At 68.2% G+C, this 17,704-nt stretch carries 19 protein-coding genes; 8 read left to right on the top strand and 11 right to left on the bottom strand.

All coding sequences use genetic code 11. The features are described from left to right. Window positions 1–226: 226 nt before the first annotated feature. Entirely contained in the window at window positions 227–1,663 is a 1,437-nt protein-coding gene (gene pyk / locus WT53_RS26515) for a pyruvate kinase (protein ID WP_034208283.1), read from the bottom strand. On the opposite strand from pyk, the gene WT53_RS34255 reads away from it, so the two are divergent. Continuing rightward, entirely contained in the window at window positions 1,662–1,790 is a 129-nt protein-coding gene (locus WT53_RS34255; protein WP_023476234.1) for a hypothetical protein, read from the top strand. The two genes, pyk and WT53_RS34255, sit on opposite strands and share 2 nt — an antisense overlap. Window positions 1,791–1,947: 157 nt before the next feature. Here WT53_RS34255 and WT53_RS26510 read toward each other — a convergent pair whose 3' ends face one another. The 3 genes from WT53_RS26510 to WT53_RS26500 form a co-directional block, all read right to left on the bottom strand. Beyond that, window positions 1,948–3,144 carry a phosphoglycerate kinase gene (locus WT53_RS26510; protein WP_034208284.1) on the bottom strand — a complete coding sequence of 399 codons (1,197 nt, stop codon included), beginning with the start codon at window positions 3,142–3,144 and terminating at the stop codon, window positions 1,948–1,950. A 280-nt stretch (window positions 3,145–3,424) separates the two neighbouring features. Continuing rightward, window positions 3,425–3,748, bottom strand: coding sequence for an AzlD domain-containing protein (locus WT53_RS26505; protein WP_059504578.1), 324 nt, complete (start codon window positions 3,746–3,748; stop codon window positions 3,425–3,427). Further along, window positions 3,745–4,500, bottom strand: a complete 756-nt coding sequence (locus tag WT53_RS26500) for an AzlC family ABC transporter permease (RefSeq protein WP_034208286.1) — start codon at window positions 4,498–4,500, stop codon at window positions 3,745–3,747. Before WT53_RS26500 ends, WT53_RS26505 begins: the two co-directional genes overlap by 4 nt. 208 nt (window positions 4,501–4,708) lie before the next feature. Between WT53_RS26500 and WT53_RS26495 the strand changes: the two genes are divergently transcribed. From WT53_RS26495 to WT53_RS26470, 6 genes are all read left to right on the top strand, one after another. Further along, complete coding sequence (locus WT53_RS26495) at window positions 4,709–5,632, top strand: branched-chain amino acid transaminase (protein WP_059780557.1); 924 nt, start codon at window positions 4,709–4,711, stop codon at window positions 5,630–5,632. A 50-nt stretch (window positions 5,633–5,682) separates the two neighbouring features. Next, a complete protein-coding gene (locus WT53_RS26490) occupies window positions 5,683–5,877 on the top strand; it encodes a zinc-finger domain-containing protein (RefSeq protein WP_006482499.1) in 195 nt (64 codons plus the stop codon). Between the two features lie 139 nt (window positions 5,878–6,016). Next, entirely contained in the window at window positions 6,017–7,054 is a 1,038-nt protein-coding gene (waaF, locus tag WT53_RS26485) for a lipopolysaccharide heptosyltransferase II (protein ID WP_059780556.1), read from the top strand. A 115-nt stretch (window positions 7,055–7,169) separates the two neighbouring features. Then, window positions 7,170–7,616 (top strand): nuclear transport factor 2 family protein, encoded by a 447-nt coding sequence (locus tag WT53_RS26480; RefSeq protein ID WP_006477934.1) that lies wholly within the window; start codon window positions 7,170–7,172, stop codon window positions 7,614–7,616. Between the two features lie 33 nt (window positions 7,617–7,649). After that, entirely contained in the window at window positions 7,650–8,687 is a 1,038-nt protein-coding gene (locus tag WT53_RS26475; RefSeq protein WP_059780555.1) for a hydrolase, read from the top strand. Further along, window positions 8,680–9,267, top strand: coding sequence for a DUF2946 family protein (locus WT53_RS26470; RefSeq protein WP_060262286.1), 588 nt, complete (start codon window positions 8,680–8,682; stop codon window positions 9,265–9,267). Before WT53_RS26475 ends, WT53_RS26470 begins: the two co-directional genes overlap by 8 nt. A 58-nt stretch (window positions 9,268–9,325) precedes the next feature. Here the strand turns inward: WT53_RS26470 and WT53_RS26465 are convergent, their stop codons facing one another. Next, a complete protein-coding gene (locus tag WT53_RS26465; RefSeq protein WP_060262284.1) occupies window positions 9,326–11,017 on the bottom strand; it encodes a M48 family metalloprotease in 1,692 nt (563 codons plus the stop codon). A gap of 268 nt (window positions 11,018–11,285) precedes the next feature. Between WT53_RS26465 and moaC the strand changes: the two genes are divergently transcribed. After that, a complete protein-coding gene (gene moaC / locus WT53_RS26460) occupies window positions 11,286–11,765 on the top strand; it encodes a cyclic pyranopterin monophosphate synthase MoaC (protein WP_034208292.1) in 480 nt (159 codons plus the stop codon). 157 nt (window positions 11,766–11,922) lie between these two features. Here the strand turns inward: moaC and WT53_RS26455 are convergent, their stop codons facing one another. The 6 genes from WT53_RS26455 to sucD all read right to left on the bottom strand — a co-directional run bounded on the left by WT53_RS26455 (window position 11,923) and on the right by sucD (window position 17,679). Then, window positions 11,923–12,273 (bottom strand): TonB family protein, encoded by a 351-nt coding sequence (locus tag WT53_RS26455; RefSeq protein ID WP_034208293.1) that lies wholly within the window; start codon window positions 12,271–12,273, stop codon window positions 11,923–11,925. Window positions 12,274–12,677: 404 nt separating this feature from the next. After that, window positions 12,678–13,013 (bottom strand): hypothetical protein, encoded by a 336-nt coding sequence (locus WT53_RS26450; RefSeq protein ID WP_155294478.1) that lies wholly within the window; start codon window positions 13,011–13,013, stop codon window positions 12,678–12,680. Between the two features lie 295 nt (window positions 13,014–13,308). Further along, window positions 13,309–15,081, bottom strand: a complete 1,773-nt coding sequence (locus tag WT53_RS26445; RefSeq protein WP_034208757.1) for a Wzy polymerase domain-containing protein — start codon at window positions 15,079–15,081, stop codon at window positions 13,309–13,311. Window positions 15,082–15,236: 155 nt separating this feature from the next. After that, a complete protein-coding gene (locus WT53_RS26440; RefSeq protein WP_034208294.1) occupies window positions 15,237–15,833 on the bottom strand; it encodes a pilin in 597 nt (198 codons plus the stop codon). Window positions 15,834–15,935: 102 nt separating this feature from the next. Further along, complete coding sequence (locus tag WT53_RS26435) at window positions 15,936–16,640, bottom strand: TerC family protein (protein ID WP_034208295.1); 705 nt, start codon at window positions 16,638–16,640, stop codon at window positions 15,936–15,938. A 157-nt stretch (window positions 16,641–16,797) separates the two neighbouring features. After that, window positions 16,798–17,679 (bottom strand): succinate--CoA ligase subunit alpha, encoded by an 882-nt coding sequence (gene sucD / locus WT53_RS26430; protein WP_006477916.1) that lies wholly within the window; start codon window positions 17,677–17,679, stop codon window positions 16,798–16,800. Window positions 17,680–17,704: the final 25 nt, after the last annotated feature.

Below are 17,704 nucleotides of genomic sequence, written 5' to 3'. Positions count from 1 at the left end.
GCGTCGAATAGCCGCATTTTATCGCGAAGCGCCTCCGATTCCGACCGCCCGGTAGCGCCCGCTCGCAATTTGTTACGTTCGCACGGCACAATCCGGCCAAAAAGGAGAAAAAAAGCCGCGCGGGGCTTCGGACCCCGCGCGGCTTTCGCGCAAAAACGGTGCCAGATCAATTCCGGCCGATCCGGGCCGCAGGCCGCGAGCCGGCTCGATGCGGCTCGGGCGACGCTCAATAATGCTCGCCGACCCGCACGATCTTCAGCGTGTTGGTGCCGCCCGCCTGCCCCATCGGCTCGCCGACGGTCAGCACGACCATGTCGCCGTGCTGCACGTAACCCTGCTTGACGACGATCTCGAGCGCCGCCTGCAGCGCCGAATCGCGGTCGCTGTTGAAGTCGACGTGCAGCGGCGTCACGTTGCGGTACAGCGCCATCGTGCGCTCGCTGCCGACGCGCGGCGTCAGCGCGAAGATCGGCACGTGCGTGTAGTGGCGCGACATCCACAGCGCGGTCGCGCCCGATTCGGTCAGCGCGACGATCGCCTTCGCGCCGAGGTGATACGCCGTGAACAGCGCGCCCATCGCGATCGACTGGTCGATCCGCGTGAACGTGCGGTCGAGGAAATCCTTGTCCAGCTCGACGTGCTCCGACTTTTCCGCCTCGACGCACACGGCCGCCATCGTCTCGATCGTGACGACCGGGTACTTGCCGGCGGCCGTCTCGGCCGACAGCATCACCGCGTCGGTGCCGTCGAGCACCGCGTTCGCGACGTCCGACACTTCCGCGCGGGTCGGCACCGGTGCGTAGATCATCGATTCCATCATCTGCGTCGCGGTGATCACGAGCTTGTTCGACTCGCGCGCCATCCGGATCATCCGCTTCTGCAACGCCGGCACGGCCGCGTTGCCCACTTCCACCGCGAGGTCGCCGCGCGCGACCATGATGCCGTCGGATGCGTCGAGGATGCTCTGCAGCGCCGGAATCGCTTCCGCGCGCTCGATCTTCGCGATCATCTTCGGCTTGATGCCGTACGGCGCACCCGCGATGTTCGCGAGCTGGCGCGCCATTTCCATGTCGGTGGCGTTCTTCGGGAACGACACGGCCACCAGGTCCGCGCCGAGCGACATCGCGGTGCGGATGTCCTCCATGTCCTTCGCGGTCAGCGCGGGCGCCGACAGGCCGCCGCCCTGGCGGTTGATCCCCTTGTTGTTCGACAGCTCGCCGCCCACCTTGACGGTCGTGTGGATCTCGTCGCCGAGCACGCGCTCGACGGTCAGCACGATCAGCCCGTCGTTCAGCAGCAGCAGGTCGCCCGGCTTCAGGTCGCGCGGCAGTTCCTTGTAGTCGAGGCCGACGCGCTCGTCGTTGCCGAGTTCGCAGCCCGCATCGAGGATGAACGGCTGCCCCGGCACGAGCGTGGTCTTGCCGTTCTCGAACTTGCCGACGCGGATCTTCGGGCCCTGGAGGTCGGCCATGATCGCGATCTCGCGGCCGACCTTGCGGGCGGCCTCGCGCACCATTTCGGCGCGCTGGCGGTGATCGTCGGCCGTGCCGTGCGAAAAATTGAGCCGCACGACGTCGAGGCCCGCCTGCATCATCTGCAGCAGAGTCTCCGGCGAACTGGAGGCCGGGCCGATCGTGGCGACTATCTTGGTGGCGCGCTGCATGAAACTCCTCATCTGGATCAAGGTGGATGCGCTGGGTGAAACGCTGCGAGAGCCGGAAGCGGCAGGCCCAGCGGCGGCCGCTCCGGGGAGCGTGCCGGTGCTTGCGCCCGGCATCGCTTTGTTCTGAATCTCGTGGTGCTGCACGGCCGCGTCGCCGGCGGCCGTCGGTGCGCGCGGGGCGGTGTTCGCCCGCGCGGGCGCGCGTTTGCGCTTGCCCGCGCCGGCCGGCTGCTCCGCTTTCGCGGAGCGCGCGGCCTTCGTCGCCCCTGCGCGCGCCGCCACGCTCAGGCCGCCCGCGTTTCGAGCACTTCCACTGCCGGCAGCTTCTTCCCCTCGAGGAACTCGAGGAAGGCGCCGCCGCCCGTCGAGATGTAGCTGACCTGGTCGTGGATGCCGTACTTCGCGATGGCCGCGAGCGTGTCGCCGCCGCCCGCGATCGAGAACGCGGACGATTTGGCGATCGCTTCGGCGAGCGTCTTCGTGCCGTTGCCGAACTGGTCGAACTCGAACACGCCGACCGGGCCGTTCCAGACGATCGTGCCGGCCTTCTCGAGCTGGCTGGCGAGCGCCTTGGCCGTATCGGGGCCGATGTCGAGGATCATGTCGTCCGCTTCGATGTCGGCGACCTGCTTCACCGTGGCCGCGGCCGTCGGCGAGAATTCCTTCGCGGTGACGACGTCGGTGGGGATCGGCACCGACGCGCCGCGCTCGCGCGCTTCGTCGATGATCGCCTTCGCCTCGGCGACGAGATCGGCTTCCGCGAGCGACTTGCCGATCGACAGGCCGGCCGCGAGCATGAACGTGTTCGCGATGCCGCCGCCGACGATCAACTGGTCGACCTTGCCGGCCAGCGACTTCAGGATGGTCAGCTTGGTCGACACCTTGGAACCGGCGACGATCGCGACCAGCGGGCGCGCCGGGTTGCCGAGCGCCTTGCCGAGCGCGTCGAGTTCGGCCGCCAGCAGCGGGCCCGCGCACGCGACGGGCGCGTACTTCGCGATCCCGTGCGTGGTCGCTTCCGCGCGGTGCGCGGTGCCGAACGCGTCGTTCACGTACACGTCGCAGAGCTTCGCCATCTTCTGCGCGAGCTCGTCCGAATTCTTCTTCTCGCCCTTGTTCACGCGGCAGTTCTCGAGCAGCACGACCTGGCCCGGCGCGACGTTCACGCCGTTCTCGACCCAGTTCGACACGAGCGGCACGTCGCGGCCGAGCAGTTCGCCCAGACGCTTCGCGACCGGCGCGAGCGAGTCTTCCGGCTTGAATTCGCCTTCGGTCGGACGGCCGAGGTGCGACGTGACCATCACGGCCGCGCCGGCGTCGAGCGCGGCCCGGATGGCCGGCACGGACGCGCGCACGCGCGTGTCCTCGGTGATGTTGCCGTGATCGTCCTGCGGGACGTTCAGGTCGGCACGGATGAACACCCGCTTGCCGGCGAGCTGGCCGGCGGCGATCAGGTCGGTGAGACGCTTGACTTGGCTCATGTTGAACAGATTGAAGTAGTGGATGGGGAAAGGGGGTTCACGCTGGACGTGCGCGGGCTGCCGCGAAAGGGCGCCGGATGCGGCCGTGGCTGGCGGTTCGCATGACGCGCACGGGTAAAAAATCTCGAACGGGCATTCTAGCCGATCCATCCGGCAGACTGACCCGTGCGGCGGCGAATTCCGCCTATTTGGGATCGCGTGCGACCGGCGCCATGATGCTGCGACGCAGCAACGTCCGGGCCACTCCAGTCGGCGCGCGGCCGGCCCGGGCGGCGAATCGTCAGAAGATCAGGCGCAGCGCGGTGAACACGAGCATGCCGACGACGATCGTGCCGAGCATGCTGCGCCGCCACAAAAACCAGCCGAGGCCGGCGAGCGCCGCGTAGAGCGGATGATTGGACAGCCCGAACGACAGCCCCGCCGGCGTTTCGAGCACGTCGGGCAGCACGACGGCGACCAGCGCGGCGGCCGGCGCGTAGCGCAGCGCGCGCTGCGCGCGTTCGGGCAGCACGGTGCGCTCGCCGCCGATCAGGAACAGCGCGCGCGTGACGGCCGTGACGATCGTCATTCCGACGATGACGATCCAGATCTCGGTCGCGTTCATTCAATGTCCTTTTCGTGCACGGTTTCGGTACGGATGCGCCGCCAGTCGGCGCGCTCGACGAAGAAATCGGCCGCGCAGCCGGCCGCCAGCGCGGCGAACACCGCCAGCGGCAGCGCGAGCCGGTACGGCAGGTCGAACGCGATCAGCGACACGATCCCGGCGACCGCGACGGCCGCGAGCGTCGAACGGTTCGCGACCGCCGACACCATGATCGGGATCAGCGCGAGCGTGCCGGCCAGCTCCAGCCCCCAGCTCGCGGGAAAGAGGCTCGCGAGCAGGATGCCGGCGAGCGACGACACCTGCCACGACGCCCAGCTCGCAAGCGCCATCCCCCAGAAATACGCCTCCTTGCCCGGCACGCGGCCGTATGCGAAGCCCTGTTTCTGGAACAGCAGGTAGATCACGTCGCCGTTGAAATAGCCGATCGCGACGCGCCGCCACAGCGGCAGGTAGGAAAAATGGGGCGCCAGCCCGGCGCTGAAGATCACGAAGCGCAGGTTGACCATCGCGGCCGTGAGCAGCACGGTCCAGATCGGCAGCTTCGCCGCGAGGAGCGGCAGCACCGCGAGCTGCGACGAGCCCGCGTAGACGAACAGCGACATCGCGCTCGCCTGCCCGAGCGTCATCACCGACTTGCTCATCGCGATGCCGGTGACGAGGCCCCAGGACAGGATCGCCATCAGTGTCGGGGAATAGTCGCGCGCGCCCTGGATCAGCGCGAAGCGGTCGGTGGCGGACAATCGAGCGAGCATGGGAAAGGCGGGCCGCAGCGGGCGGTTCGTCCGGGCGCCGGCGTCTCCCGCCGGCAAGGCCCGTCGTTATTGGAATCGGTACCGGCCGATTATAGCCCCGACCCTGTGCCGACCGACCGGATCGCCGCCAAATGACGCTAAAATAAGCGTCTTTCCGGCTCAACGCTGCATACAACCCGCAGCACCCCACCGCTTCCAGGAGAATCCTATGTCAATGGCCGACCGCGACGGCAAGATCTGGATGGACGGCAAGCTGATCGACTGGCGCGACGCCAAGATCCACGTCCTGACCCACACGCTGCACTACGGCATGGGCGTCTTCGAGGGCGTACGCGCGTACAAGGCGGCCGACGGCAGCACCGCGATCTTCCGCCTGCGCGAGCACACCAAGCGTCTGCTGAATTCGGCGAAGATCTTCCAGATGGACGTGCCGTTCGACCGCGAAACGCTCGAAGCCGCGCAACTCGCGGTCGTGCGCGAGAACAAGCTCGAGTCGTGCTACCTGCGCCCGATCATCTGGGTCGGCTCGGAAAAGCTCGGCGTGGCCGCGAAGGGCAACACGATCCACGTCGCGATCGCCGCGTGGCCGTGGGGCGCGTACCTCGGCGAAGAAGGCCTCGCGAAGGGCATCCGCGTGAAGACGTCGTCGTTCACGCGCCACCACGTGAACGTGTCGATGGTGCGCGCGAAGGCGTCGGGCTGGTACGTGAACTCGATTCTCGCGAACCAGGAAGCGACGGCCGACGGCTACGACGAAGCGCTGCTGCTCGACGTCGACGGCTACGTGTCCGAAGGCTCCGGCGAGAACTTCTTCCTCGTGAACAACGGCAAGCTGTACACGCCCGACCTGTCGTCGTGCCTCGACGGCATCACGCGCGACACGGTCATCACGCTCGCGAAGGACGCCGGCATCGACGTGATCGAGAAGCGCATCACGCGCGACGAGGTCTACACGGCCGACGAAGCGTTCTTCACCGGCACGGCCGCCGAAGTCACGCCGATCCGCGAGCTCGACAACCGCACGATCGGCAGCGGCGCGCGCGGCCCCGTCACGGAAAAGCTCCAGTCGGCGTTTTTCGATATCGTGTCGGGCAAGAACGCGAAGTACGCGCACTGGCTGACGAAGGTCTGAGCGCGCCGCGCGACCGACCGCCCCACACAAGAGTGATAAGAGAAAGTCTCATGAGTGAAATCAAGGAAATGCCGCTGGTCGAGCTGACGGCCAAGGATCTTCCCGCCTACTGCCCGAACCCGGCCATGACGCGCTGGAATGCGCACCCGCGCGTGTTCATCGACGTGTCGCACGGCGAGGCGCGCTGCCCGTACTGCGGCACGCGCTACAAGCTGCGCGACGGCGAGGTCGTCAAGGGCCACTGAGCCCCGCCGGCCGGGCCCGAGGGCCTTCGATCCGCAAGGCGGCGCAGCCGGAGGTCCGGCGCGCCGCCCTTCCCCATTCTGGCAACCCGAACGCGGCGCCCGCGCGCCGTGCTTCATTACGACATCGGAAGTCGACCTGATGCGTCGAGCGCTGGTTATCGCACCGAACTGGATCGGTGACGCATTGATGGCGCAGCCGCTTTTTGCGCTGCTGAGAAAGCTCCATCCCCGCATCGCGATCGATGCCGTCGCACCCTCGTGGGTCGCGCCCGTGCTCGAGCGGATGCCCGAGATCCACGATGTCTACGCGACCGATCTCGCGCACGGCAAGCTGCAGCTGCTGCGCCGCTGGCAGCTCGCGAGCGACCTGCGCGACGTCGGCTACGACGCGGCGTACGTGCTGCCGAATTCGCTGAAGTCCGCGGTGATCCCGTGGCTCGCGAACATCCCGCTGCGGATCGGCTATACGGGCGAGCATCGCTACGGGCTGCTGAACGTGCGGCACGCGAATCCAGCCAAGTCGGGCGAGCGGCCGCCGATGACGACCCACTACGCGGCGCTCGCCTACGCACCGGGGGCGAAGCTGCCCGAGTCGATGAAGACGCTGCCCGCGCCGCGCCTGGACGCCGACCTGAACGAGACGGCGCGCGTGTCCGCCCGCTTCAATCTCGATACGCGCAAGCCGCTCGTCGTGTTCTGCCCCGGCGCCGAGTACGGTCCGGCCAAGCGCTGGCCGCCCGAGCATTTCGCGTCGCTCGCGACCATCGTCCACCAGTCGTTCCCGTATACGCAGATCGTCGCGCTCGGCTCGCAGAAGGATGCCGCGGCCGCGCAGGCGATCGCCGACCACGCGCCGAACGTGCGCAACCTGTGCGGGCAGACGTCGCTGTCCGAGGCGTGCGCGCTGATCGCGCGCGCGAACGCCGTCGTCACCAACGATTCGGGGCTGATGCACGTCGCCGCCGCGCTGCGCCGGCCGCTCGTCGCGTTGTACGGATCGACCGATCCGCGCCACACCCCTCCGCTGTCGGACCTGGCGAAGGTACAATGGCTGCATCTCGAATGCAGTCCCTGCTTCGAACGCGAGTGCCCGCTCGGCCACCTCCAGTGCCTGCGCGAACTCGGTCCCGAGCAGGTATTCGGCGATTTGCGCGGCATGCTCGTCGGGCAGCGCTGACCCTGACCGGCGGCGTCGCACGGCGCGCCGGGCAATCCGATTCACCGGTGCGCGGCGGCTCGATCCGGGCCGCCATGCTGAATACGGCGCGCGATGCGCGCGAGAGACAACCCCGATGCCACGTTTTGCCCGCCTTTTCGAAGCCGCTGCCGATACGCTGAACGCCTACTACCAGGCCGTCGCGGATGCCAATCTCGACGCGCTGCTGGCGTTGTGGATCGACGAGGATTTCGCCAGCTGCGTATGGGCGGACGGCGAGCATCTGCACGGCCTCGACCAGATCCGCGGCGGGCTCGCCAACCGGCTCGCGACGCGCCCGGTCACGATCGAGCCGCTCGACATCCGCGTGTACGACAGCCTCGGCACGGTCGTCTACACGATCGCCGAAGCGCATCAGCAGGCCGACCTGACGGCCGAACCCGACATGGTTTTCGCGACGTACGTGATGATTCACGAACGCGGCGAGTGGCGTATCGCGCACATCCACGCGAGCCCGATTCCTGAACAAGCGGCCGGACAATTCGCCGCGAAGATCCGTCACGGGCAGGGTCCGCTGCACTGACGAAGAACGAAGCAACGCATTAGCGGGGCGATCATGAGTACGGCTTCTCCGCCCACCTCGCCGCTGACCGGGGCCCCGGCCCCCGACGACGATTCATTGCGCTATCGCGCGCCGCGCTGGCTGCCCAACAGCCATGTGCAAACCATCGTGCCCGCGCTGTTCGCGCGGCGTCCGGTTGTCGCTTACCGGCGAGAGCGATGGGAAACCCCCGACCACGACTTCATCGATCTCGACTGGGTCGCGCATCTCGACAGCGCGGCGCCGGCGCCCGACGCGCCGCTGTTCGTGCTGTTCCACGGCCTCGAAGGCAGCTCCGGCTCGCACTACGCGCTCGCGATGATGGCGGCCGCGCGCGCGAAGGGGTGGCACGCGGTCGTCCCGCACTTCCGCAGTTGCAGCGGCGAGATCAACCGCCAGCCGCGCTTCTACCATCTCGCCGACAGCGCCGAGGTCGACTGGATCCTGCGCCGGCTCGCCGCGCAGCATCGCGGGCCGCTGGTCGCGGCCGGCGTGTCGCTCGGCGGCAACGTGCTGCTGCGCTGGCTCGGCGAGCACCGCAGCGACACGTCGATCGTGCATGCCGCCGCCGCGATCTCCACGCCGATCGACGTGCACGCCGGTGGTCGCGCGCTGTCGCAGGGGTTCGCGATGGTCTATACGCGCAGCTTCCTGAAGACGCTCAAGCGCAAGGCGCTCGCCAAGCTCGACCAGTATCCGGGGCTGTTCGACCGCGAAGCGATGCTGCAGGCCGTGACGATGCGCGACTTCGACGAGGTCGTGACCGCGCCGCTGCACGGTTTCGCGAACGCGGACGACTACTGGACGAAGGCGACGACCCGGCCGCTGCTGCCCGCGATCGACGTGCCGACGCTGATCCTCAACGCCCGCAACGATCCGTTCCTGCCCGAATCGGCGCTGCCGGGCCCCGCCGACGTGTCGCCGGCCGTCGAGCTCGACCAGCCCGCGCACGGCGGTCACGCGGGCTTCATGACCGGGCCGTTCCCCGGCCGCCTCGACTGGCTGTCGGCGCGGGTGTTCGGCTATTGCTCGAAATTCGTCGACCATGGATGACATCGTCAGGCAGGCGCTCGCCAAATGGCCGAACGTGCCGGATTGCACCGGCTGGCTGCTGCTCGACCGGCGCGGCGCCTGGCGGCTGCGCGACGACGCGGCGCAGGCGGCCGGCGAGCTCGGCTCGCCGATCCGGCATGCGGCACTGAACGCGTTCATCGGCCGCAACTACGCGTGCGACGAGCACGGCCAGTGGTTCTTCCAGAACGGGCCGCAGCGCGTGTACGTCGAGCTCGCGTATACGCCGTGGGTCGCGCGGCTCGCCGAACGCGACGGGCAGCTTGCGCTCACCGACCAGACGGGCGCCCCGTTCGAACCGGACGCGGTCTGGCTCGACGACGGCGGCGGCGTGCTGTTTCGCGATGCCGGTCCTCCCGCACGCATCGCGGCGCTGCACGATCACGACCTCGGCTTGTTTGCCGATCATGCGGACTTCGACGCGACACCGCCCGTGCTGCGCTGGCGCGACGGGCGCACGCTGACGCTCGGCCAGCTCGCTCGCGCCGACGTGCCGGCGACGTTCGGATTCGTCGCGAGTCCTGCGCAGCGGGCGCGCGATGCGTCGAACGACGGCCGCTGACGTGCGATCGCCGTAGCCCGCGTGTCACTCGTGTCACGCCTGCCCGCCCGACGGGCCGCTATCCGCGCCCGTTCTTCTCGTCGTCGCGCTCTTCCTTGTAGCGCGCCTCGAATTCCAGCAGCCGCGCGCCGATGATCGACTGCTCGTAGAACGATACGTCCTTCGCGTCGCGCGCTTCCTTCAGTTGCCGGATCGCCGACGGCCACGCGCCGTCGAGCGCCAGTTTCTCCGCCAGCGCCCGGCGCCGCGCGAGCACGTCGCCCTTGCCGTCGCTCGCCTTCGCGAGGTAATCCCACCAGTCCGGCTGTTCGGGGTCGGCCTTGGCCTGCGCCCGTGCGAGCGTCTGCGCTTCGGCGAAGCGGCGGGCGGCGATCAGCGCCTGCAGGTGCGCGACGATCGCCGCGTGCGACGCCGGCCAGCGCCGCTGCGCGAGCGCCGAGAGCCGTACCGCGTCGTCGGTTCGGCCCGCGCGGCGGGCGATGTCGGCGGCCAGCACGTCGAGGCTCGGCGAACTGCTCGCCGGATCGTCGTCGCGCCGCTCGCGCGCATCGAACGCGCTGCGCGCCGACGCGAGCGCCTTGTCCGCCGCGTCGTACTGGCCGAGCAGCGTGTTCGCGAGCGCGATGCCGTACCAGTTCGCCGCGACGTTCGGCGCCGTGCGATCGTCGATCTCGAGCTGCATCCGGCGCGCCTCGGCCGAGATGTCGGTCGGCGCCCGGTTCTGCAGGACGCGCAGCCGCGCGCGCACGAACCCGTATTCGGCCGACTGGCGCGGCTGCCGGTACGGCGCGCGCCGCGCACGGTCCTCCATGTCGGCAATCCGCTCGCCGGTCAGCGGGTGCGTGCGCGCATAGGCCGGCACGCCCGCATCGCCCATCGACGCACGATCGAGCCGCTCGAAGAAGCCCGGCATCCCGTACGGGTCGTAGCCGGCCCCCGCGAGCAACTGGAAGCCGACGCGGTCGGCCTCGCGCTCGGCCGACCGCGAGAAGCGCAACTGGTTGTCGACCGCATACGCCTGCCCGCCCATCGCGATCGCGCTGCCGAGATCGCCGCTGCGCGCGAGCACGCCGGCCAGCACGCCGAGCAGCATCGTCGCGAGCGCCGTATAGCCGGTCTTCTCGCTCGCGCCGATCATCCGCGCGATGTGCCGCTGCAGCACGTGGCCCATCTCGTGGCCGACCACCGATGCGAGCTCCGACTCCGTCTGCGTCGTCACCACCAGCCCGCTGTTGATCCCGATGAAGCCGCCCGGCATCGAGAACGCATTGATCTGCGGATCGCGCACCGGGAACAGGTCGAAGTCCGGCGTGTAGCCGCCGATGTAGCGCGCCGTCGCCGCGGCCGCGAGCCGCGCCGCCATCGCATTCAGGTAGTCGCGCACGAGCCAGTCGTCGAGATAGTCTGGATCGCGCCGCACTTCGCGCATCACGCGCTCGCCGAGCCGGCGCTCGGCTCGCGGCGTCAGCGAACCGCCGGAGCCGTCGCCGAGATCGGGCAGCTCCAGCGCACGCAGCGGCGCGCGCAGGCTCGCGACCGGCGCCGACGCACCGCCCGCGTCCGAAAACCGGCTCTCCGCGCCGCCGTACGTGCCGAACACGCCGGTCGCGATGCCGGACGGCACGGTGGAAATCGACGCCGCGCCGCCCGCCGGCTCGAGCGGCGGCGCGGATGCGCTCTGTGCATGGCCGCCCGGCGGCAGCGCGAGCGCCGCCGACAGCGACACGGCAAGCAACTGTTTGACACGCATGGCAGGATGAAAACGACGCCGTCCCGCGCACCCGGCGCGCAGCGCGGCGTTTGGTCTGAATATTCGGGTCATTGTACCGGCGCCGCGACGACTGTCCCGTGCCGCGCATGCGTCATCTGCGCCTGCGGCAACGCGAACGCCGCTGCTATGATAGGCGCCCGTTGAGAGGTTGGATCGGTTCGTCGCGCCGGTATGGAATCCGGTGGCCCCCGATCGCGAAGCAGGATCGAGGCACGTGCGCGCGCACGCCGTTCCACTAGAGGAAGCCATGTCAGGACTCACCCATTTCGACGCCGCCGGCCACGCCCACATGGTCGACGTCGGCGGCAAGCAGGAAACGCAACGCATCGCGATCGCGCGCGGCACGATCCGGATGCTGCCGGCCACGTTCGCGCTGATTCGCGACGGCAAGGCCAAGAAAGGCGACGTGCTCGGCGTCGCGCGCATCGCGGCGATCCAGGGCGCGAAGCGCACGGCCGATCTCATTCCGCTGTGCCACCCGCTCGCGCTGACGCGCGTGGCCGTCGACTTCGAACTCGACGACGCGCTGCCGGGCGTGCATTGCGTCGCGCAGGTGGAGACGTTCGGCCGGACCGGCGTCGAGATGGAAGCGCTGACGGCCGTCCAGGTCGGACTGCTGACCGTCTACGACATGTGCAAGGCGGTCGATCGCGGGATGGTGATCACGGACGTGAGCGTGCGGGAAAAGCGCGGCGGGAAGTCGGGGGACTGGAAGGCGGACAATTAAGTCTTTGATTTACAAATCCTTTCACCCCTACCACACCGATCGCCTCAGCGTCTTCGTCATCTGACGAAATCACCGGAAATCCGACGACCGGCATACGAAAACTCGTGCCCGACATCCCAAGCGGGAAACGCGGCGGGCACGCCGCACCGTGGATCGATTACTCGCCGCGACGCGGCTCGAACACGAATGGTTGCGTCAGCAAGAATGGATTCGCGGTAGCGCCGGTCTGCGCGCACGTCGCGTGTGTCATCGCGTCGACGGCCGCGCGGTCTGCCGCGGCATTGCGACTGCTCGTCGTCACGGTGACGTTCTGCGCTTCGCCCGAGGTCGTCATCAACGCGCGCACGAGCACGGTGATCGGACGCGTGAGCGGCTTCGCGCTATCGGGATAGACGGCGCGCGGAATGTGGCACGTCAGCTTGCTTTCCTGCGACGAAGACAGCATCGCGCAGCCGGACAGCAGCACGGCAGAAACGGCCGGGTACAGGTAACTCGTGCGTATCAGCATGGTCGAATGTCGTTATTCAGCGTTGCTCGGGACGCAATCGCACCGGCTGCGGACACGGGATCGCGCATGCGCGCTGCGCAACACGATACGCCCAGCCGATTGACGCGCTCATTCCGGTCATGCAGACCTCGCCCGCGCCGTCGCGGTCCGTCGCAGGTTCGGATGTACGAAGCCCGCCCGCATCGTCGAATGCGAACGCTGCGCGTATTGTGCATGCGCTTATCCTGATAACGGCATTCATTTGACAATACTTGACGCACGGCCATTGCGCAGCAGATGCGTGCGACGGGAATGCGTTGCGGAAACAAGCGCGAGAGGAACGCGAGCGAAAACCGGGAAGCAGAACGTCGGCACGACACCGGAGCGCCAATCGGTGCCCCGGACCACATCACTCGCTAGATGGATCAGGCGAGCGTGCCGTGGTTCGGCGAGCCGCCCGCGACGCTCGGCAGCGAAGTGTGCAGGATGTCCTTGATGATCGGCAGCGCTTCATCGCCGCCGACGATCGCACCGCCGATCGCGCCCCACACGGTAGCGACCAACGGGGTCACCGCATAACCCACAAGTTGAGCCAACGCACCGAAGCCCCAGCCTCCCGCGCCGCCCCACTTGCCGCCGAGCGTCATGCCAATCGCTCCGCCCGCGACAGCGCCGAGCGCGGCGCCACGCGCCGCGTCTTCCAGGCTCTTCGCCCAAGCCCCCGACACGTTCAGCACTTCCACCGAAGTCAGTTCACGCATGTTCATTCTCCATTTTCGTAGGTCGCGGACGCTCGTCGCATCTCCCGCACGGGCATGTTGCCGGGGCAATCGATCGAGCCCACCCGCTGCACACGGCTTCGCCAGTTCGCTCCATGCCGGTCGGCGACGATGTCCGCCATTTGCTCGATCGCAAAACGATAAGGTTCTGTGAACGATGGCGATATCGTTAACCGTCCATAACGACGCGATCGACCCGCAATGTAAACCGGCGGCCACGCACCGAACGGCGCAATCGGAATGTGTACGCAGACCGGACACGCCGGACGCCGCGACCTTACTCGTCGTCGTCCGATTCGTCGTCCGCATCGGCCGGCGCCTCGCCGTACTTCGCGACCACCGCCGCCTTGAACGACTTCAGCCCCGGTTGCTGGTCGCACAGCTTGTACAACGCCGCGAGCTGCGTCGGCCAGTCCTTCAATTCCTTCGCAAACACGTGCAGGCGCGCGACGGTATCGAGGGCGTCGGCTTCGCGGCCGGCCAGCGCCTGCAGTACCGCGTAGCGGCGCAGCACCGTCTCGCCCGGCAGCAGCGCGATCGCGCGCTCGTGCGCGGCGAGCTTGGCCGGCAAATCGTCCGGCGAAATCGGGAGCAGCGTCGCCGCACCGTAATCGCCCCACGCGCCGAACAGCAGCGACGGTGCATCGCGGTACTGCGCGGCCGGGCTGCTGCCGTAATAGAGCACTTCCGCGCGCTGGTAGTCGCGCAGCACCGGCACCGCCGCCAGCACGCCGCCGAACGACAGCACCGCGAACAGCCCGAATGCCGCACGCCCCGGCAGGATGCGCAGCGGCTTCACCTCGAGCAGCCCGATCACGAACATCGCCGGCAGCAGGAAGAACATGTATTGCTGCGGATATTCGACGAGCGCATGCATCAGCAGGATGCCGATCAGCGCGAAGCCGAACACGCGCATGCTCGACTGCGGCCCCCGCACCGCGCGCACGAACCACGTGACGAGCGCGACGGCGAGCACGCCGAGCCCGACGAGACCGGACTTCGCGAGCAGGTCGATGAAGATGTCGTGCGAATTGTTCGCGATCTCGACGCCGCCGAGCGTGCGCACGAGCGCAAACTGATGCGACGGGAATTCGCCCCAACCGACCCCGAGCAGCGGATGCTCGCGGAACATCGCGAGCCCGTACTTCCACAACGCGAGGCGCGGCGCGATCTGCCCGGCATCGCGCATCCGGTCGGCGGCCGACTCCGCGAGATTCAGGTGGTAGTGCACGTTGGCCCAGCGCACCGCGACGTTCACCGCGACGAACGCGACGGCGAGCACGACAGGTATCAGCCACGCACGCGCATTGCCCGGCGTGCGGCGCGATTCGACCCACGCCATCCAGAAGCCCGCGACGACCATCACCGCGACCTGCAGCCACGGCCCGCGCGACACCGTCAGCGCGAGACCGACCGACAGCACGAGCGACAGCGCGAGCCACGCCCACACCGCGAGCCGGCGAGTCTGCACCAGATACAGCGCGCCCGCGAGCGCAAAGGCGATGTAGCTGGCCAGGTGATTCGCCTGCGCCATGTTGCCGTATGGACGGCGGTCGACCGCGATGTTGTACACCACGACGAACGGCGACACGGCCGACTCGAGGTGGAACAACTGCACGATCTGGGTACCGACGGCGAACACGCCGCCGACGAGCAGCGCACCGGCCATCATCCGCGACACGGTTTCCGCCATGCCGTCGCGCACCAGCGCGTAGCCGGCCTGCATGGCAACCAGCGCGGCCGCGAGATAACCGACCGCCAGCCAGTTCATCGACGGCACCTTGAGCGGGATCAGCGCGACCTGCGCGATCAACACCGCCGCGAAGCCGAGCGGCGCGACGAACGCAGCCGGCGCGGCAAACGGCTGGGTCGGGCGGCCGGTGCGCGCAAGCAGCACGACGGATACGCCCACCAGCAGATACAGCACCAGTGCGGAAAACTCGGAATAGAAGGTCGGGATCGGATACGTGTGATTCGTGATCGCGTACGGCACGATCAGGGCGACAGCCAGCGCAACGAGCGACAACGAACGGGAAAAAGTAGAAGGCATGAGCGAACCGGATGTCAGCAACCGGCGCACTATACAAAACTTTCCCTGCTCTGTGCGGGGCTGTCGCTCCGCGAGCCGGCGCGGGGCCGCAGCCCCCGCCGGCCGAATCGGCGGGCGGCAGGCCGCATGCGCGGCCGCCCTCCCTCTGCCCAGCCTTATGCGCGGCACTCCGCCGGTGCATATTTCGCGGGCAGCGTCGCGGCGGCGGCCGGCAACGGCCCCGCGCCCGGCGCCGGCAGCGACGACGCGTCCTTGCCGGCGGCGAAGCATTCCCATGCAATCGCGCCCGCCTGTATCGTCCCCTTTTTGAGCGGCACGCGCGCGGTGGGCGCATCGGCCTTGTCCGGCGCAGACGGCACGAGCACCAGCGTATTTGCGCCGGCCGCGGCGACGCGGGTGGTGAACGCGACCGTGATCTGGCCGGTCGCGCCGTCGATCGCGACGGATTCGACGTTGCGGGTCGCGGCAGGCGGGCTATAGCCGCCGTCGAGGCTCGCACCGCTCGCGGCATTGTCGGCGACCGCGAGCCGCGCGGACGACGCGAGCGCAAGCCCCTCGCCGACGCGCGACCGCGCGAGGTAATCCTGGTACGCGGGAATCGCATAGGCCGCGACGACGCCGACGATCGCGAGCACGATCATCAGTTCGATCAGCGTGAAGCCGGCCGGCCGCCAGCGCGGCGACGGCCGACTCGCGCGCCGGAGATCGGCGGCAACGCGACGGAACAGGGAAACGGAAAAGGCTTCGAACATGACAGGCTCCGGAAACGAAAAACGCCTGCCGATACAGGCAGGCGTCTCGATCGTAGCCAGCAGGCCGCGAGGCCGACAGTCGGCCGGATGGCCAGTCAGCCGTCAGTGCGCGTGGGGCACGCTGCGGCGTTTCCTGAGCGCGTAACCGATCGCGACGACGAACAGCGCGCCGGCGATGCTCGCGCCGTATACCACCGACGGCGTATCGAGCACCGGCCAGCGATCGCCGACCGGGTCGTTCACGATCAGCCCGCCCGCGATCCAGCCGAGCAGCCCGGCGCCGAACGCCACGACGACCGGGAAACGATCGAGCAGCTTCAGCACCAGCGTGCTGCCCCATACGATGATCGGCACGCTGACGACGAGCCCGAAGATCACGAGCGCGATCCGGTGCGACGGATCGGCCTGCTCGGCGGCGCCGGCGATCGCGATCACGTTGTCGAGGCTCATGACCGCATCGGCGATCACGATCGTCTTGACGGCGTCCCACAGCCGGTCGGCCGGCTTGATGTCGTCGTGCGCGTCGGCGGCCGGCGCCATCAGCTTGATGCCGATCCACAGCAGCAGCAGCCCGCCGCCGAGCTTCAGGAACGGCACGTCGAGCAGCGCGACCGCGAACGTGATCAGCGCGACACGCAGCAGGATCGCCCCCGCGGTGCCCCAGACGACCCCGCGCAGCCGCTGGTTCGCCGGCAGGTTGCGGCACGCAAGCGCGATCACGACCGCGTTGTCGCCGCCGAGCAGGATATCGATGATGACGATCTGGAGAATGGCGCCCCAGTGCAGCGAGGTCAGGAATTCGAGCATGGCGGTGAGGACAGGACGGCGGCCGCCTCGCGGGCGACCCGGTTCATCGCCGGCACATGCAGGACGCATGCCCGGTGCTTACGAATTCATTGCGCGAGCATAACAAAAAACGCCGGCAAAGCCGGCGTTTTCTGCAGGACGAGCCCGACGGGAATTATTACAGCGCCTTCTTCAGCAGACGGCCCATTTCCGACGGGTTGCGCGTGACGGTGATGCCGCACGCTTCCATGATTTCCAGCTTCGCTTCGGCCGTATCCGCACCGCCCGAGATCAGCGCGCCGGCGTGGCCCATGCGCTTGCCCGGAGGCGCCGTGACGCCGGCGATGAAGCCGACGACCGGCTTCTTCATGTTGTCCTTGATCCACTCGGCGGCATTGGCTTCGTCCGGACCGCCGATTTCGCCGATCATCACGACCGCATCCGTATCCGGATCGTCGTTGAACATCTTCATCACGTCGATGTGCTTCAGACCGTTGATCGGGTCGCCGCCGATACCGACTGCCGACGATTGGCCGAGGCCCAGTGCCGTCAGTTGCGCAACGGCTTCATACGTCAGCGTGCCCGAACGCGACACGACGCCGATGCGGCCCTTGCGGTGGATGTGGCCCGGCATGATGCCGATCTTCAGTTCGTCCGGCGTGATCGTGCCCGGGCAGTTCGGCCCGAGCAGCAGCGTCTTGCGGCCTTCGCGACGCATGCGGTCCTTCACTTCGATCATGTCACGGACGGGGATGCCTTCCGTGATGCAGATCGCGAGATCGAGGTCGGCTTCGACCGCTTCCCAGATCGCAGCCGCTGCGCCTGCCGGCGGAACGTAGATGACCGACACGGTCGCGCCGGTTTCCGCCTTCGCTTCCTTGACGCTCGCGTAGATCGGAATGCCTTCGAAATCTTCGCCGGCCTTCTTCGGGTTCACGCCCGCGACGAATGCTTCGCGGCCGTTTGCGTATTCACGGCAGGCGCGCGTATGGAACTGACCGGTTTTGCCGGTAATGCCCTGCGTGATGACCTTCGTGTCCTTGTTGATCAGAATCGACATGTATTTTGACCTCTGTTCGATTGGC

The sequence above is a fragment of the Burkholderia sp. MSMB2157WGS genome, from assembly GCF_001532755.1.
GTDB lineage: Bacteria > Pseudomonadota > Gammaproteobacteria > Burkholderiales > Burkholderiaceae > Burkholderia.
This window is presented reverse-complemented; position numbering and strand designations above follow the sequence as displayed.

Excerpts from the sequence above, each read along its gene's own strand:
- WT53_RS26465 (WP_060262284.1), bottom strand. The coding sequence starts at position 11,017 with ATGCGTGTCAAACAGTTGCTTGCCGTGTCGCTGTCGGCGGCGCTCGCG.
- WT53_RS26495 (WP_059780557.1), top strand. The coding sequence starts at position 4,709 with ATGTCAATGGCCGACCGCGACGGCAAGATCTGGATGGACGGCAAGCTG.
- WT53_RS26450 (WP_155294478.1), bottom strand. The coding sequence starts at position 13,013 with ATGCGTGAACTGACTTCGGTGGAAGTGCTGAACGTGTCGGGGGCTTGG.
- WT53_RS26440 (WP_034208294.1), bottom strand. The coding sequence starts at position 15,833 with ATGTTCGAAGCCTTTTCCGTTTCCCTGTTCCGTCGCGTTGCCGCCGAT.
- sucD (WP_006477916.1), bottom strand. The coding sequence starts at position 17,679 with ATGTCGATTCTGATCAACAAGGACACGAAGGTCATCACGCAGGGCATT.
- WT53_RS26510 (WP_034208284.1), bottom strand. The coding sequence starts at position 3,144 with ATGAGCCAAGTCAAGCGTCTCACCGACCTGATCGCCGCCGGCCAGCTC.
- pyk (WP_034208283.1), bottom strand. The coding sequence starts at position 1,663 with ATGCAGCGCGCCACCAAGATAGTCGCCACGATCGGCCCGGCCTCCAGT.
- WT53_RS26475 (WP_059780555.1), top strand. The coding sequence starts at position 7,650 with ATGAGTACGGCTTCTCCGCCCACCTCGCCGCTGACCGGGGCCCCGGCC.
- WT53_RS26435 (WP_034208295.1), bottom strand. The coding sequence starts at position 16,640 with ATGCTCGAATTCCTGACCTCGCTGCACTGGGGCGCCATTCTCCAGATC.
- WT53_RS34255 (WP_023476234.1), top strand. The coding sequence starts at position 1,662 with ATGAAACTCCTCATCTGGATCAAGGTGGATGCGCTGGGTGAAACGCTG.
- WT53_RS26445 (WP_034208757.1), bottom strand. The coding sequence starts at position 15,081 with ATGCCTTCTACTTTTTCCCGTTCGTTGTCGCTCGTTGCGCTGGCTGTC.
- waaF (WP_059780556.1), top strand. The coding sequence starts at position 6,017 with ATGCGTCGAGCGCTGGTTATCGCACCGAACTGGATCGGTGACGCATTG.
- WT53_RS26480 (WP_006477934.1), top strand. The coding sequence starts at position 7,170 with ATGCCACGTTTTGCCCGCCTTTTCGAAGCCGCTGCCGATACGCTGAAC.
- WT53_RS26490 (WP_006482499.1), top strand. The coding sequence starts at position 5,683 with ATGAGTGAAATCAAGGAAATGCCGCTGGTCGAGCTGACGGCCAAGGAT.
- WT53_RS26500 (WP_034208286.1), bottom strand. The coding sequence starts at position 4,500 with ATGCTCGCTCGATTGTCCGCCACCGACCGCTTCGCGCTGATCCAGGGC.
- WT53_RS26455 (WP_034208293.1), bottom strand. The coding sequence starts at position 12,273 with ATGCTGATACGCACGAGTTACCTGTACCCGGCCGTTTCTGCCGTGCTG.
- moaC (WP_034208292.1), top strand. The coding sequence starts at position 11,286 with ATGTCAGGACTCACCCATTTCGACGCCGCCGGCCACGCCCACATGGTC.
- WT53_RS26470 (WP_060262286.1), top strand. The coding sequence starts at position 8,680 with ATGGATGACATCGTCAGGCAGGCGCTCGCCAAATGGCCGAACGTGCCG.
- WT53_RS26505 (WP_059504578.1), bottom strand. The coding sequence starts at position 3,748 with ATGAACGCGACCGAGATCTGGATCGTCATCGTCGGAATGACGATCGTC.